At 33.2% G+C, this 16,123-nt stretch carries 17 protein-coding genes; 15 read left to right on the forward strand and 2 right to left on the reverse strand.

Annotation, left to right across the window (positions count from 1 at the left end; genetic code table 11):
• The first annotated feature begins 19 nt into the window (after nucleotides 1–19).
• From SSP_RS03355 to SSP_RS03395, 9 genes are all read left to right on the forward strand, one after another.
• Nucleotides 20–964: a DNA-directed RNA polymerase subunit alpha gene (locus SSP_RS03355; protein WP_011302606.1), complete on the forward strand. Its 945-nt coding sequence runs from the start codon at nucleotides 20–22 to the stop codon at nucleotides 962–964.
• Between the two features lie 18 nt (nucleotides 965–982).
• Nucleotides 983–1,351: a 50S ribosomal protein L17 gene (gene rplQ / locus SSP_RS03360; protein ID WP_002482638.1), complete on the forward strand. Its 369-nt coding sequence runs from the start codon at nucleotides 983–985 to the stop codon at nucleotides 1,349–1,351.
• Nucleotides 1,352–2,031: 680 nt separating this feature from the next.
• Nucleotides 2,032–2,841 (forward strand): energy-coupling factor transporter ATPase, encoded by an 810-nt coding sequence (locus SSP_RS03365; protein ID WP_011302607.1) that lies wholly within the window; start codon nucleotides 2,032–2,034, stop codon nucleotides 2,839–2,841.
• The gene (locus SSP_RS03370; RefSeq protein WP_011302608.1) at nucleotides 2,838–3,701 is read left to right on the forward strand and encodes an energy-coupling factor transporter ATPase; all 864 of its coding nucleotides are present in this window, start codon (nucleotides 2,838–2,840) and stop codon (nucleotides 3,699–3,701) included. Before SSP_RS03365 ends, SSP_RS03370 begins: the two co-directional genes overlap by 4 nt.
• Nucleotides 3,691–4,497, forward strand: coding sequence for an energy-coupling factor transporter transmembrane component T family protein (locus SSP_RS03375; protein WP_011302609.1), 807 nt, complete (start codon nucleotides 3,691–3,693; stop codon nucleotides 4,495–4,497). The genes SSP_RS03370 and SSP_RS03375 overlap by 11 nt, the downstream gene beginning before the upstream one ends.
• A gap of 6 nt (nucleotides 4,498–4,503) precedes the next feature.
• Nucleotides 4,504–5,307 (forward strand): tRNA pseudouridine(38-40) synthase TruA, encoded by an 804-nt coding sequence (gene truA / locus SSP_RS03380; RefSeq protein WP_011302610.1) that lies wholly within the window; start codon nucleotides 4,504–4,506, stop codon nucleotides 5,305–5,307.
• A 204-nt stretch (nucleotides 5,308–5,511) separates the two neighbouring features.
• Nucleotides 5,512–5,949 (forward strand): 50S ribosomal protein L13, encoded by a 438-nt coding sequence (rplM, locus tag SSP_RS03385; RefSeq protein ID WP_011302611.1) that lies wholly within the window; start codon nucleotides 5,512–5,514, stop codon nucleotides 5,947–5,949.
• Between the two features lie 19 nt (nucleotides 5,950–5,968).
• Nucleotides 5,969–6,361, forward strand: coding sequence for a 30S ribosomal protein S9 (rpsI, locus tag SSP_RS03390; protein ID WP_002482644.1), 393 nt, complete (start codon nucleotides 5,969–5,971; stop codon nucleotides 6,359–6,361).
• A gap of 217 nt (nucleotides 6,362–6,578) precedes the next feature.
• Nucleotides 6,579–7,442 (forward strand): alpha/beta hydrolase, encoded by an 864-nt coding sequence (locus SSP_RS03395; protein WP_011302612.1) that lies wholly within the window; start codon nucleotides 6,579–6,581, stop codon nucleotides 7,440–7,442.
• 50 nt (nucleotides 7,443–7,492) lie between these two features.
• Here SSP_RS03395 and SSP_RS03400 read toward each other — a convergent pair whose 3' ends face one another.
• Nucleotides 7,493–8,485, reverse strand: coding sequence for an LLM class flavin-dependent oxidoreductase (locus tag SSP_RS03400; RefSeq protein WP_011302613.1), 993 nt, complete (start codon nucleotides 8,483–8,485; stop codon nucleotides 7,493–7,495).
• Nucleotides 8,486–8,634: 149 nt separating this feature from the next.
• On the opposite strand from SSP_RS03400, the gene SSP_RS03405 reads away from it, so the two are divergent.
• The 6 genes from SSP_RS03405 to SSP_RS03430 all read left to right on the forward strand — a co-directional run bounded on the left by SSP_RS03405 (nucleotide 8,635) and on the right by SSP_RS03430 (nucleotide 14,028).
• A complete protein-coding gene (locus tag SSP_RS03405) occupies nucleotides 8,635–9,642 on the forward strand; it encodes an NADP-dependent oxidoreductase (protein WP_011302614.1) in 1,008 nt (335 codons plus the stop codon).
• A gap of 20 nt (nucleotides 9,643–9,662) precedes the next feature.
• A complete protein-coding gene (locus tag SSP_RS03410; RefSeq protein ID WP_011302615.1) occupies nucleotides 9,663–10,670 on the forward strand; it encodes a zinc-binding alcohol dehydrogenase family protein in 1,008 nt (335 codons plus the stop codon).
• A gap of 221 nt (nucleotides 10,671–10,891) precedes the next feature.
• Nucleotides 10,892–12,466, forward strand: coding sequence for a BCCT family transporter (locus SSP_RS03415; RefSeq protein WP_011302616.1), 1,575 nt, complete (start codon nucleotides 10,892–10,894; stop codon nucleotides 12,464–12,466).
• Nucleotides 12,467–12,610: 144 nt separating this feature from the next.
• On the forward strand, nucleotides 12,611–13,147 hold the full coding sequence (gene amaP, locus SSP_RS03420; RefSeq protein WP_011302617.1) for an alkaline shock response membrane anchor protein AmaP: 537 nt from the start codon (nucleotides 12,611–12,613) through the stop codon (nucleotides 13,145–13,147).
• Nucleotides 13,148–13,159: 12 nt separating this feature from the next.
• Nucleotides 13,160–13,399: a DUF2273 domain-containing protein gene (locus SSP_RS03425; RefSeq protein WP_011302618.1), complete on the forward strand. Its 240-nt coding sequence runs from the start codon at nucleotides 13,160–13,162 to the stop codon at nucleotides 13,397–13,399.
• A 128-nt stretch (nucleotides 13,400–13,527) separates the two neighbouring features.
• A complete protein-coding gene (locus SSP_RS03430) occupies nucleotides 13,528–14,028 on the forward strand; it encodes an Asp23/Gls24 family envelope stress response protein (RefSeq protein WP_011302619.1) in 501 nt (166 codons plus the stop codon).
• A 103-nt stretch (nucleotides 14,029–14,131) separates the two neighbouring features.
• Here the strand turns inward: SSP_RS03430 and SSP_RS03435 are convergent, their stop codons facing one another.
• Nucleotides 14,132–16,087, reverse strand: a complete 1,956-nt coding sequence (locus SSP_RS03435) for an IucA/IucC family protein (protein WP_011302620.1) — start codon at nucleotides 16,085–16,087, stop codon at nucleotides 14,132–14,134.
• Nucleotides 16,088–16,123: the final 36 nt, after the last annotated feature.

Raw genomic sequence — 16,123 nt, forward strand, 5'->3', positions numbered from 1 at the left:
ACAAGGAGGATATTTGTAAATGATTGAAATCGAAAAACCTAGAATTGAAACAATTGAAATTAGTGAAGATGCTAAATTCGGTAAGTTCGTTGTTGAACCACTAGAACGTGGCTACGGTACTACACTAGGAAACTCCTTACGTCGTATCCTACTATCTTCATTACCAGGTGCAGCCGTTAAGTACATTGAGATCGAAGGCGTATTACACGAATTCTCAGCAATAGACAATGTCGTTGAAGATGTATCTACAATTATTATGAACATCAAAAAACTAGCATTGAAAATCTATTCTGAAGAAGATAAAACTTTAGAAATTGATGTTAAAGATGAAGGCGATGTAACTGCAAGTGACATTACTCATGATAGTGATGTTGAAATTTTAAATCCTGAGATTAAAATTGCAACAGTTTCAAAAGGTGGACATTTAAAAATCCGTCTAGTTGCTAACAAGGGTAGAGGTTACGCATTAGCAGAACAAAACAAAACTAGTGATTTACCAATTGGTGTAATTCCAGTCGACTCACTTTATTCTCCAGTTGAACGTGTTAACTACACTGTAGAAAACACACGTGTGGGTCAAAGTAGTGATTTTGATAAATTGACATTGGATGTTTGGACAAATGGTTCAATCACACCACAAGAGTCAGTTTCATTAGCTGCAAAAATCTTAACTGAACACTTGAATATCTTCGTTGGATTAACTGATGAAGCACAAAATGCTGAAATCATGATTGAAAAAGAAGAGGATCAAAAAGAAAAAGTACTTGAAATGTCTATTGAAGAATTAGACTTATCAGTACGTTCATACAATTGCTTAAAACGTGCAGGTATCAACTCTGTTCAAGAATTAGCTGATAAATCTGAAGCAGATATGATGAAAGTACGTAATTTAGGTCGTAAATCTTTAGAAGAAGTTAAGTATAAACTTGAAGACCTAGGTTTAGGTTTAAGAAAAGAAGATTAATATAAAGGAGGTTAACTCATGGGTTACAGAAAATTAGGTCGTACTTCTGATCAACGTAAAGCGATGTTACGTGACTTAGCTACTTCACTTATCGTTAGTGAACGTGTTGAAACTACAGAAGCGCGTGCAAAAGAATTACGTAGTGTTGTTGAAAAATTAATCACTTTAGGTAAAAAAGGCGATTTAGCTTCACGTCGTCAAGCAGCTAAAACTTTACGTAATGTTGAAATCTTAAACGAAGATGAAACAGTACAAACTGCATTACAAAAATTATTCGGTGAAGTTGCTGAACGTTATACAGAACGTCAAGGCGGTTACACTCGTATTCTTAAAGTAGGTCCTCGTCGCGGCGATGGTGCTGAATCAGTAATTATTGAATTAGTTTAATTTAAATACATGTACTACTATATATAAAGCAAATGAGTGCAACGATAATGTTTGCCACATACAAATATTGTCTAGCTCAGAGTACCCCATCAAAACTAAATAAAACTTTAAAGCGTGAACTCAAAAATTATGATGGGGTGCGCGCTTTTTTATATTATTAGACCCCCTTAATTCCAAAGGAATTTAGGGGGTCTTATGCAATTGCGGAGCAATAGTAATCGACTGAACCTTAATTCCAAAGGAATTTAGGGGGTCTTATGCAATTGCGGAGCAATAGTAATCGACTGAACCTTAATTCCAAAGGAATTTAGGGGGTCTTATGCAATTGCGGAGCAATAGTAATCGACTGAACCATAATTCCAAAATAATTTAGGGAATCTTATGCAATTGCGAGCAATAGTAAACCACTGAACCTTAATTCCAAAGGAATTTAGGGGGTCTTATGCAATTGCGGAGCAATAGTAAACCACTGAACCTTAATTCCAAAGGAATTTAGGGGGTCTTATGCAATTGCGAGCAATAGTAAACATTAATTATTGCAACTTAAACACGTTTTTAAATTAGAATACGGATTGATTTTGTCACAATGATTAACTATCTAAACTTTCTTTAGATTACCTTTTCATGTAAAATAGATAAGGTATATAAAAAGCGTTATGATTAATTGGGAGGCTAGAGATATGGATACGCATGACAATATTATTACATTTAACCATGTTAGATTTAAATATAATAGTGATGAGCCACTTGCGTTAAATGATGTATCTTTTGGCATTCCAAAAGGGAAATGGACTTCAATTGTTGGTCATAATGGTTCTGGTAAATCTACGATTGCAAAATTAATGGTCGGTATTGAAAAACCTAGTGATGGGCATATTTATTTTCGTAATCAATGTATTAACCAACAAAATTTGAGTGATTTGAGACAGCATATAGGCATTGTCTTTCAAAATCCAGAAAATCAGTTTGTGGGTTCTACAGTAGCGTTCGATGTCGCTTTTGGACTTGAAAATAATAGCGTCTCATATGACGATATGCAACGTATAGTGCCCAAAGCGTTGGAAGACGTTGAAATGTTAGATAGAGCAGATTATGAGCCACAGTCACTCTCTGGTGGTCAAAAACAACGGGTTGCAATTGCTGGTGTTCTTGCACTAAATACAGATGTAATTATATTGGATGAGGCAACGTCTATGTTAGATCCTGCAGGAAGAAAAGAACTTATTAGTTTAATCCATCGCTTGAAAGAAGAAAAAGAGGTTACAATCATTTCTATTACACATGACTTAACTGAAGCTGCAGAAGCAGATTATTTAGTTGTCTTAAATGATGGTGAAGTATATCAAACAGGTAAGCCGCATGATGTATTTAATGATGGAGACGGTTTGACGGAAATTGGGTTAGATTTACCTTTTTCTATTCGCATGGCACGTACTTTGTTGGGGAGCACGGATTTTATAACTTATGAAGGGCTGGTAAAAAAAATATGACAGTCAAATTTAGTCAAGTAAGTTATGTATATCAAAAGGGTACCCCATTTGAACATGTAGCTTTAAGGGATATTGAAACTACATTTCAACAAGGGAAATATTACGCAGTCATAGGTCAAACTGGTTCTGGTAAATCGACATTAATCCAGCATTTTAATGGTTTACTTAAACCTTCTACCGGTAAATTGCAAATCGATGATATAACCATTACCCATAAAACTAAGGATAAAGTATTGAAACAAATTCGTAAGCGTATCGGTGTTGTGTTCCAATTTCCTGAATCACAACTCTTTGAAGATTCAGTAGAAAGAGAAATATTGTTTGGTCCAAAAAACTTTAATATGCCTATAGATGAAGTGAAAGCACGTGCATATAAGCTATTAATCGATTTTGGTTTTAGTAGAGATATATTGCAGCAATCACCTTTTCAGATGTCTGGTGGTCAGATGCGAAAAATTGCTATAACATCTATATTGGCTATGGATCCAGATATCGTTATATTAGATGAACCTACGGCTGGACTTGATCCAAAAAGTAGAGATCAAATAATGAAAATGATTAAAAAACTGCAAGTAGAACAAAATAAAACAATCATACTTGTGACACACGAAATGAATGATGTTGCAAAATATGTGGATGAAATAAAAATAATGAAACAAGGTCAACTCGTCGAAGAATGCTCACCTAGAAAGTTGTTTAGTGATACGAATTATGTTAATCAATTGCATTTAGATGTTCCAGATGTTGTAAAATTGCAAAGAGATATTGAGGATAAATATCAATATTATTTCAATAAAATAGCATTAACAGAAGATGAATTTATTGATATGTATAAGGAGTGGCAAGAAGATGAAAGATAAGTTTATAATTGGACGCTATCTTCCTTTAAATACAATTATCCATCATTTGGATCCTAGAGCTAAATTAATATTTGTATTTTTATTTATTGTGTTAATATTTTTTGCACACTCATTTGGAACATATTTATGGTTATTTATTTTGATAATTAGCATTATGAAATTAGCACATATAAAATTTTGGTTCTTAATTAAGGGATTAACACCAATATGGATATTTTTAATATTTACCTTTCTTATGCATTTATTTCTAACTAAAGGTGGTTCACGCATATTTGAAATAGGATTTATTTCTATAGATATACAGGGTATTCTAGAAGGTATCTATATTGTACTTAGACTGATGTTTATTATCATGATATCAACGATTATGACCTTAAGTACAAGTCCGATAGATTTGACTGATGCGTTCGAACGATTATTATCACCGCTTAAAATTGTTAAAATACCAGTACATCAATTGAGTATGATGATGTCCATTGCACTTAGATTTATACCAACATTAATGAATGAATTAGATAAAATTATTTTAGCGCAAAAATCACGTGGTTCAGAAATAAGTTCAGGTGGACTTATTAACAGAATCAAAGCATTTATACCCTTACTTATCCCATTATTTATTTCAGCTTTCCAAAGAGCAGAAGATTTAGCTATAGCCATGGAAGTAAGAGGGTACGATACTCAAAAAATACGTACCAGCTATCGCAGATTAGAGTGGCAGTTTAAGGATACAATTACATTAATTTTGATTATACCCATTGCCATTATATTATTTGGTTTAAAATATTTAGGAGTGTAATAACAGATGCGAGTCTTAGTTAATATTTCATACCAAGGGAGCCAGTTTCTTGGTTTCCAAATTCAGCAACACGGAAGAACCATTCAACAGCAATTTGAAAAGATATTAAAACGCATGCATAAGCATGAGGTAAGAATACATCCAAGTAGTAGAACCGACAGAGGCGTACATGCGATTGAACAGTATTTTCATTTTGATACAGAATTAAATATTCCAGAACAGCAATGGCAATATGCAATGAACCGTGCGCTACCAGATGATATTTATGTCAATGATGTTTCTTTTGTTAATGATGATTTTCATTGTAGATATGATTGCGTTGGAAAATCTTATCGTTATAAGATTTATCAATCAGCCCATAAAGATCCATTTCTTTGTGGATTAAAAACTTATGTGCCTGAACAGTTAGATATTGAAAAGATGAATATGGCAGCTCAACATTTTATAGGCACACATGATTTCACAGGCTTTTGTTCTCAGAAGACTGAGGTTGAAAGTAAGATAAGAACATTATATGAAAGTCGCATAGAAAAGACAGAAAGTGGCTTTGACTATATTGTCACAGGCTCTGGATTCCTATATAATATGGTACGTGTGTTAATTGCATTTTTAATAGAAGTGGGTAAAGGCAAGAGAGAACCACAAGAGGTCCCACAGTTATTAGAAGCAAGAGATCGTAATCAAGTTCCCTTTACCGCACCGGCTGAAGGATTGTACTTAGAGAAGATTTATTTAACACCCAATGAATTAATTCAAGACTTTGGTAATAATATAAAAATACATCAAAAAAAATCATCACAAAATCTTTAAATTAGATTGACAAAACGACAGAAAAATTATACGATTACTAACGGTATTGTTTTATATCACCCACGATAAGCCCCGGAATCTTATTGTGTAACACGATATAGAAGCACGTAGAAACAAACAATTAATAAAATAAATGAAATCTAAGTTTTAAAAAGTATAAACTATTAAACGAGAAACATTTATTCATTCTAGGAGGACAATTATATGCGTCAAACATTTATGGCTAATGAATCAAACATTGAGCGCAAATGGTATGTTATTGATGCTGAAGGTAAAACACTTGGTCGTTTATCATCAGAAGTAGCAGCTATTTTACGCGGTAAAAATAAAGTAACTTATACACCACACGTTGATACAGGTGATTACGTAATCGTCATCAACGCTTCAAAAATCCATTTCACTGGTAATAAAGAGCGCGATAAAATGTACTATCGTCACTCTAACCACCCAGGTGGAATTAAATCAATTTCAGCTGGTGAGTTAAAAGCGAATAACCCAGAACGTTTACTTGAAAATTCAATTAAAGGAATGCTACCAAGCACTCGTTTAGGTGAAAAACAAGGTAAAAAATTATTTGTATATGGTGGCGCTGAACATCCACACACTGCACAACAACCAGAAAACTACGAGTTACGTGGTTAATTAAAAGGAGGAAATTACATTGGCACAAGTTGAATATAGAGGCACAGGCCGTCGTAAAAACTCAGTAGCACGTGTACGTTTAGTACCAGGCGAAGGTAATATTACTGTAAACGGTCGCGATGTACGTAGCTATTTACCATTCGAATCATTAATTTTAGACATTAACCAAGCATTCGATGTAACAGAAACTAAAGGTAACTATGATGTATTAGTTAACGTTCAAGGTGGAGGATTTACTGGACAAGCTCAAGCAATCCGTCACGGAATTTCTCGTGCATTATTAGAAGCTGATCCTGAATACAGAGGTTCTTTAAAACGCGCTGGATTACTTACTCGTGACCCACGTATGAAAGAACGTAAAAAACCAGGTCTTAAAAAAGCTCGTCGTTCACCACAATTCTCAAAACGTTAATATTACCGAAACTGTTGCGAATCTATTGTTCGCTTACAGATTTGGTACACGAGTTGCAACAGCAATTTGTGTTCAAATTAATCATCGTTTTAAAGCTCCAGCATAAGCTGGAGCTTTTTTTATTTATTATAGATATCACAATGACTACTAAATGATGCTTATTTGAGTCATTTAATCTATAATAGTAGTACACAATTTTTTAATTTGGAGTACGAATATGAAAAAGAGAACAGCGATATATACAACTATCGTAATGATGATTATTTTATTTGTCATCATTACAATTTCAATTTTTAAATTTAACGACAATAGAAAAATTAGTCATAACGATCGTAGTCATATACCCACGTTTTATTTACATGGTTATGCAGGTACAGGAAACTCAATGAAGTTATTAGTGAACGCTGCTCACCAATCAGATAATGAAAAAGATGTTGTTAGGGCAAGGGTATCTCGAAATGGAATGGTGACATTTGAAGGGGATTTAAATTTTAATGCGAAAAATCCAATCATTGACATTATTTTAGAAGATAATACAAATAAAGATTTAAACAAAAATGCACAGTGGATTCGAAATGTCATCATTGCGACCATGACACAGTATCATTTTAATAAATTTAATTTTGTAGCACACTCCATGGGTAATCAATCTTTCAGTTATTATATGTTGAATTATGGTGATGATCTGCATTTACCAAAACTAAATAAACAAGTTAGTTTAGCAGGAAATTTTAACGGCGAAGTAGACATCAATGGTTTAGATTTAAATATAACATTGAACAATCAAGGAAAACCTAATTTAATGTTAAAAGATTATAAAGATATATTACCAATGAAGCATGAATATCCTAAAGATGCTCATGTGTTAAATATTTATGGTGATATTGGCAATGGCACACATTCAGATGGACGTGTAACAAATGTATCTTCAAAATCGTTGGAATATTTACTAGGAGATCACATAGCAAGTTATGAAACCTTTAAAGTGACGGGCCCTCAAGCAGAGCATAGTGAATTACATGATAATCAAACTGTCATAGATAAAATCAACACATTTTTATGGGGAAATGAAAAGCATTAACAAAATAAGCCAGTGTCTACCCAATCATCATGTTGGTAGCACTGGCTTATTTAAGCATTAGCTTTAGATAATAAATTTAATAATGATTTACGATTTTCTTCACCAAATACGTGTGGTTGAATCATGATTTCGTCAATATCAAAATCTGTCATCATTAATTTTAATTTTGAGATGACTTCATCTGGAGAACCTACGATAACTCTATTTTGATGTTGTTCTATTTTTTCTAATTCGCGGGACGAATATTTTCGTTGTGCTGCATAAGAGGTCGACGGATAAAATTTAGGTTGATCCAAGTAGTTAATTCGCAGTAACCATAGATGAAAAGCATGTGCTAATGACTCACGCTGACTTGCGTCGGTAGCTGTTATGACGAAAGAAGACATAATTACATATGACTGTTTTGCTGGGTGATATTGTTTGAACAACCAACGATAATGATTAATCACTGATTGTATTTGATTTTTATTTTGCCCCATGTTGGCAATGACAAAAGAGAGCCCTTGTTTAGCCGCAAGTGTAGCGCTTGTTTTACTTGTACCTAAGATGAACATATCCGGTTTGGTTTCTATTATCGGTGTGGCACGTAAATCCTTATAACGGTGGTTACTATCTGTGTCATCATTAAAATAATGTATTAAATCTTTAATTTGCGTTAAGTAGTCAGGTTGCTCTGATTTAAATTCATTTAGTGCTTGATTGACATTTTTATAACTTGGAGAATGACCAGTACCTATGTTTACACGGTTAGGATGGCGTGCTTCCATAACTTTAAATATTTCAGCGACTTTATAGGCACTATAGTGAGGCAACATGATACCGCCACTGCCAATTTTAATCGATGTCGTATTTTCTAATAAAGACATCATTAGCATTTCAGGTGCGCTAGAAGCAACAGACAATACTTGGTGATGTTCTGCAATCCAATAACGTTGATAACCTAATTGTTCGGATAATTGTGCTAAAGCTACAGCGTGATTGATTGCGTCTGTTGCACTACGTCCTTCAAATATTGGAACATAATCTAATATACTTAGTTTCACAATAGATTTCCCCAATCTTCAATATTAAGTTTAATTTGTATAATATAGCCAAATCATAACATGAGCGGATAAGGTTAAATAAGCGATTTGATTGATAGAACAAAACTATCTCTATAGAATATAAGAAAAGAGTGAATGGAGGCAATATAATGAAAACAGAAAGAATCGTATTAGCCAAAAGACCAGAAGGTATTCCTTCTAATGATGTATTCAAGTATGAAACAGTTGAAGTTGGTATGCCAGATAGTGAAGAAATACAAATTGAGACGCTCTATATTTCAGTAGATCCATACATGAGAGGTCGAATGGATGATAGTAAATCATATATTACACCATTCCAATTAAATGAACCAATGAATGGTCACATCGTTGGTAAAGTAACTGAATCCAATGCGGATGGGTTCAATAAAGGTGACATTGTTACAGGTACTTTCCCTTGGCAAAAAGTTGTGAATGTAAAAGCAAAGCATGCCATTAAGGTTACGCAAACGAATATCCCTTTATATTTATATCTAAGTGTACTAGGTATGACGGGACAAACGGCATATCATGGTTTATTAAAAATTGGACAACCCCAAGAAGGAGAAACGGTTGTAGTATCAGCCGCTTCAGGTGCGGTAGGTTCAGTAGTGGGTCAGATAGCTAAATTAAAAGGCGCACACGTAGTGGGGATTGCTGGTGGCAAAGAAAAAACGAACTACTTAACTGACTCTTTAGGATTTGATGAGGCTGTTGACTATAAAGCAGATAACTTTTCAGAAGCACTGTCCAAAGCAGTACCTAATGGTGTAGATGTTTACTTTGAAAATGTTGGCGGTACTGTCGGAGATGAAGTAATGAAACACTTAAATCAATTTGCACGTATACCTGTGTGCGGTGCTATTTCAGGTTACAATAATACAGAAATAGAATATGGCCCACGTATTCAGCCAATTATTATTAAATCACAGGCCTTAATGCAAGGCTTTATCGTGGCAAATTATGCCGATGATTTTGCTAATGCAAGTAAAGAACTTGCGCAATGGGTACAAGAAGATAAGATTAAAACAAAAACTTCAGTAATGGAAGGATTCGACAATGTACCAGAAGCCTTTAGAAACTTATTTACAGGTGATAACTTTGGTAAACAAGTCGTTCAAGTTTCGGATAATAACTAATTATTAAGGAGATGCATGTTATGAAAGCGATTGGTGCAGATAAAAATTTTAATTTAGATGAAGGTAATTTATTTTACGAGTTTGATACTGAAACGCCACAACCAAAGCAATATGAATTACTGGTTCGTGTTAAAACAATCAGTGTGAATCCGGTAGATACAAAAATAAGAAAAACACCAGTAGAGCATGCACCACGCATATTGGGCTATGATGGTGTAGGTATTGTTGAGGCGGTAGGACCAGATGTAAGCCATTTTAATGTTGGTGATGAGGTATATTATTCTGGATCTCCAAAATATCAAGGGTCTAACCAAGTTTTGCAATTAGTAGATGAACGATTAGTAGCTAAAAAACCAAAGAATATATCAAATGTGGAAGCGGCAAGCTTGCCTTTAACAGGACTTACAGCATATGAAACATTATTTGATGCTTTTAAAATTTCATTTAATCCAGAAGAAAACAAAGGTAAATCTATCTTAATTATTAATGGTGCAGGCGGTGTAGGAAGTATCGCTACGCAAATCGCAAAGCATTACGGTTTAAATGTTATTACAACAGCATCACGTGAAGAAACAATTAATTGGTCCAAAGATATGGGTGCAGACATTGTGCTTAACCATAAAAATGATTTAGCTGAAGAATTCAAGAAATATGAAATAAGTGAAGTAGATTATATCTTCTGTACATTTGATACGGATATGTACTATGAAAAGATGATTGAATTAGTAAAACCTAGAGGCACGATAGTTACGATTGTAGCCTTTAACAATAAGCAAGATTTAAACTTACTCAAACCTAAAAGTATTACATTCACACATGAATTCATGTCAGCCCGTCCAATTCATGAAACAGAAGATATGCAAATACATCGTGATTATTTAACAGATATAACTGAAAAAATCGAAGCGGGTATTTATAAACCAACTGTTACAGAAGTGATTGAAGGTTTAACTGTCGATCATTTATACGAGGCGCATGTTAAACTTGAAAACCAAGGAATGATAGGCAAACTGGTTATTAAACTATAAGTGTAAACAAAGTCATTTTATTTAAACATGCAATATAAACGTATTATAAACATCTTTTAAATTAGGCCACTTAGCAATGGTTAATTTAAAAGATGTTTTTTTAATTTTGAAGCGTGATTATTAATATTTAATTATCTGTAACACTGTTCGCTGTATACGAATATATTCAAAAAGATAGGGTATGTATCATACATAAAGTATAGGGAGTGTGTAAATTTGATATGCGTCTAAATAAATTAACAGTGGTATTTTGGGTAGCATTACTAATCTGTACGCTATTTGTGGTGTATGGTGCAGTTTTACCTAAGCAACTTGAAATGGTTACGCAAAATATTACGAATTTTATTGCAGTCAATTTTGGCTGGTATTATTTATTACTTGTATTATTTATTTTGATTGTTTGTGTTTATTTATTATTTTCAAGGTATTCATCTATTACTTTAGGGGAAGAAGGAGAAGATCCTGAATTCTCTTTAAAATCATGGTTTGCCATGTTATTTAGTGCGGGTATGGGTATCGGTTTAGTATTTTGGACAACTGCAGAACCTATTAGCCATGCATTCACTTTAACACCGTTACATAAGGCAGGTACACAAACCGCCATAAATGAAGCTATGCAATTCTCATTTTTCCATTGGGGCGTTCATGCTTGGGCTGTATATGGCATAGTTGGACTTGTATTTGCTTATTTTAATTTTCATAAAGGTTATCCAGGTTTAGTAAGTGCTACACTAACACCTATTTTAGGAACTAAAATGATGAGAGGACCTATAGGTGGTTCGATAGATGTCTTAGCTATCATTGCCACAGTTACAGGTGTAGCAGCAACATTGGGATTTGGTGCTTTACAAATCAATGAAGGCTTGCATTTCTTATTCGATATTCCGTCGAATTTTGTAACACAAGTCATTATTATTGTGATAGCAACCGTATTATTCACATGGTCAGCGTGGTCTGGTATTGATAAAGGGATCAAAAATCTAAGTAATATAAATATGATTTTAGCTTTTATTGTATTACTTGTTCTATTTTGTGTCGGACCAACATTGAATATTTTAAATACGTTTACCAATTCATTGGGAGACTATATTGCGAATTTCTTTAATATGAGTTTACGTATCCCACAAGCAGGCGGAGAAAAATTCCAATGGCTACAACAATGGACGATATTCTATTGGGCATGGTGGATTTCATGGGCACCATTTGTAGGTATATTTATTGCACGTGTTTCTAGAGGTAGAACGATTAAAGAATTTATACTGGGGGTACTATTTGTACCAGCAGTTGTTTGTTTCTTATTTTTTGCAGTCTTTGGTGCGTCTGCCATCTATTTACAACAAAATGGAATTGCCAATATTGCAAAAGAAGCAACCGAAACAGCGACATTTGCGACGTTAGAACATTTTCCATTAGGGTTTGTACTCAGTATAGTGACATTAGTCATTATTATGATTTTCTTTGTAACTTCAGCTGACTCAGCTACGTATGTTTTAGGTATGCTTAGTTCGAAGGGCAGTATCAATCCTTCAGGTTTTGTTAAAGTAAGTTGGGGCATTATTTTAGCATTATTCGCTATGATTATGATCTATACTGGCGGCACGCAATCTATTCAGAACTTATTAATCATCGCAGCCTTGCCATTCTCGATTGTTATTATATTTATGATTTGGTCACTTTTTAAATCATTATCTATTGAAAAACCAAGGCCTAGTAATAAATTAATGATTTCAGATGATAAGCTTTTACAATATCGTAAAGCAAATCAGGAAGATAAATTTGAACAAAATAGTAAATAAGCAAAATTTAATAGTGAGTCCCAATTTGTTTTGCCAAAATTGTTAAAAATAAAATTCAATAAAAATGTTTCTAAGAATTTTTTTAAGGGTATTTATTCTGTATGACAAGTACATATTATCAAAGCATAGGAGGTGTCATACGAGGTGAAACGACTTAAGAATTTTATCCTTGGCCTTTTAATCGTAGTAATTGTTGGCTTTTTACTCTTTATGTATATTAAAGATTCCAGAATAACTCAGTATCAAGATTATTTTACTCAGTTTAACTGGTTTGAACCAACACTTATTGGATTAGCCGCATTACTTATTATTATTGGTCTCATTTTAGTATTCAGCTTGTTTAAACCTACGTATAGAAAACCTGGACTTTATAAAGATTTTGAAGATGGTCATATTTATGTGTCTAGAAAAGCGGTTGAAAAATCAGCTTACGATACACTTACACAATATGATCAAATACGTCAACCAAACGTCATTGCTAAACTTTATAACAAGAAGAAGAAATCTCACATTGCTTTAAAAGCAGATTTCTTTGTTCCTGGCGATGTTCAGGTTAAATCTTTAACAGAAGAAATTAGAAATGACATCAAGCAAAATGTTGAGCATTTTACAGAACTACCTGTTTCTAAATTAGAGGTTAACGTTAGAGATCAAAAAACTTCAGGCAAACGTGTGTTGTAAGGGAGGGTTATCATGGCTAACAATAATAACCAAAATGGACAAGATTCTACACAAGAAGTGGTTGATTTTTTCAAAACTTTTAAATGGAGAATTATCGGCTTCTTGGCATTCTTAATCATTGCGATTTTATTCCTAACTTTAGGTTTTTGGAGTACAATTTTAATTTTAGTATTATGTTTGATTGGAATAGGAATCGGGTATACTAAAGACCGTAAGCAAGACTTTTTAAATTTCCTTAATCGATGGAGTTAATCGATTAAAATGATGTAACAAAGTAGTAGTGATTATTAAGTATTTATAAAATAAATTTTATTTAACAAAGTAGTAGTGATTATTAAGTATTTATAAAATAAATTTTATTTGACAAAGGAGAATGTATTATGGCAGTAGATAACAACAAAGCTAAACAAGCTTATGACAACCAAACAGGTGTAAATGAGAAAGAACAAGAACAAAGACAAGAGCAACAAAATCAACAACCTGAGTTCACTAATAAATTATCATTTTCTGATGAAGTAATTGAAAAAATTGCTGGTATTGCAGCACGTGAAGTTAGTGGTATTTTAGAAATGAAAGGCGGATTTGTCGACAACATTTCTAGCTCATTCGGTAGCAACAACAATGTATCACAAGGCGTTAGTGTTGAAGTTGGTGAAAAACAAGCTGCTGTTGACTTAAAAGTTGTTTTAGAATATGGCGAATCAGCTCCAAAAATCTTCCGTAAAGTAACTGACTTAGTTAAAGAACAAGTTAAATATATTACTGGTCTTGACGTAGTTGAAGTTAACATGCGCGTTGAAGATGTAATGACTAAAAAAGAATGGTCTCAAAAAAATGAAAAAAGCCAAAGCTCAAACAATGAGGACAAAGGTTTACAATAATTAATTGAGAATCTAATAAAAGTACCGATAAAGCCTAGGCTTTATCGGTACTTTTTTCGTATTTAAAATTAATATAAACGCATTCATTCAATCTATTTTTACTTTAATCTAGCGGACGGTAAAGTGGGTTATCGACTTTGATGTACGTATAATAGTCTGCTTCATCTTCTAATCTCATTGTCGTTACACATTTATAATCAATTTTCGAAGCAAATAAAATGGATTCAATTGATTTGATTCTAGTCGTATTATCCATAGTTTGTGAGATTACTTGAAGTTTTTCATGAAGCATATTGCTAATCATAGACCAAATTGAAGTCTCCAAGTCTTTACTTTCACTAGCCTGAGCTATGGATACGATGAGTTCACCGAGATGATTTTGGATACTTGAATAGAAGACTTTGTTAAATACGGTTTGAGATTGATCAGTTAATATTAATGACTTTTCATGAAATGTATCGGTAGAATAACCCATGCTATTTAGATAGTACTCATCAATACGTAATCCCTCAAAATCCCTAATATAGAGCTTATCTATAGAACCATCATGTTTAAATGTCGCAATTGAATTTTGTAAGTGAGCTTCTAAAGCGATGCCATATTTTACATATAACGGTAATGCTAAATCTATTAATGCTTGAGCATACGATTGCATCCATTGGATACTCGCCTCATCATAACTCTCGAATTGATGTGCTTTTTTGTATTTTTTAATTAATGTCCATATAGGTGTTTCACTATTATTGATATAGTTAGCAACAAGACTTGATGGAATCATCGGTATGGTATTGCTTTGAATAGATTTATAAATGTTTTCACGAAATAGTGTACCTAATTGTTCACTTTTAATGGTTTGTATCGATTCGGCGTCTTGCGGATTATAAAAATGTATACCTGCGAGCTCATCAATCGTATCTGCCTTAATATTTTTAAAGAGACTATCTGTGCTTTTAATATTATTTAATATTCTTGTAACTTGTGGCCCATTAATTGTTGTCTGTTCAGATAAAGTACGAATTTCACCAGTAATGTGAACATTAGTGGATAACTTGATATGTGGTAATGTTTCTGGTAATTCAGGCATCAGCGTTCTAAATGATAAACCTGCAAAATAATCTAATTCGTAGTCAACAGGGATAATGAGTCCTTTTTCAAGTTCTTGAATATAATCTTGTTTTAAAATTTCATCATATTGCCATGGATGTACAGCCATCGCGTAGTAATTATCAACTTTGTCATTACTGAGTATTTTAACTGCTGAATCATGTAAACCATCAAAGCAATTGTAGACTAAGTCATTATAATTATTATTTAAAGCATGTGTTTTAGCGATATTTTTATGAATTAATATAAATTGCAATTTGATGTTATTTGCAAATTCAGAAGAATAAGCAATTGCAGTTTCAGGTGTCATACCTTTACGTAATTTGGCACCTGGATGTAATGGATGACCTTCGACAACTGCTTGCTCAGACCTTAAATACGGATCGGCCGATGCGTAAATGAGTTCACACAATGGTTCGCTATCATCAGTCAGTGTATACGCCTGATAACTTAATGCTATGGCCATATTAGCTACGCTATTATCCATATCTTCTTTGAACTGCATACTTGCCTCATTATCTAAGTGAGGTGCTTCTAATAAAATACACGATAATATTTCACTTGGATGTAATATACGATGATATTCATTATTTTGTTCAAAATAAAATGGCCCTGTCACATTAATTCTGTCGAAGGCATGTTGTCCTAAAATAGGTGCATATAACTTTATTTGTGCATGTGGGAATGAAATTGTTAATACTTTCGTATGTGGTGTGGCTATTGTGAAAGATAACTGTTTAGTATCAATGATTTCACTGTAATCTCGGCAATTAACTAAATTCTCCCGATGCATTGAAGTTATCAATCTTTGTGAAATTTTATCTCGACTTTCTATTAATATAGAATTAAATGCCTCTGCCCAAGTAGGGTTTACAGATTGTATATAAGACAGCGCATATTGTTCATCATTAGTAAGTTTATTAATTAAATTGTTGTCGTTTATTTTGGAATTCATAATGCACCTCTAAAAAAATTATTTTACAAACGTATA

Source organism: Staphylococcus saprophyticus subsp. saprophyticus ATCC 15305 = NCTC 7292 (assembly GCF_000010125.1).
GTDB lineage: Bacteria > Bacillota > Bacilli > Staphylococcales > Staphylococcaceae > Staphylococcus > Staphylococcus saprophyticus.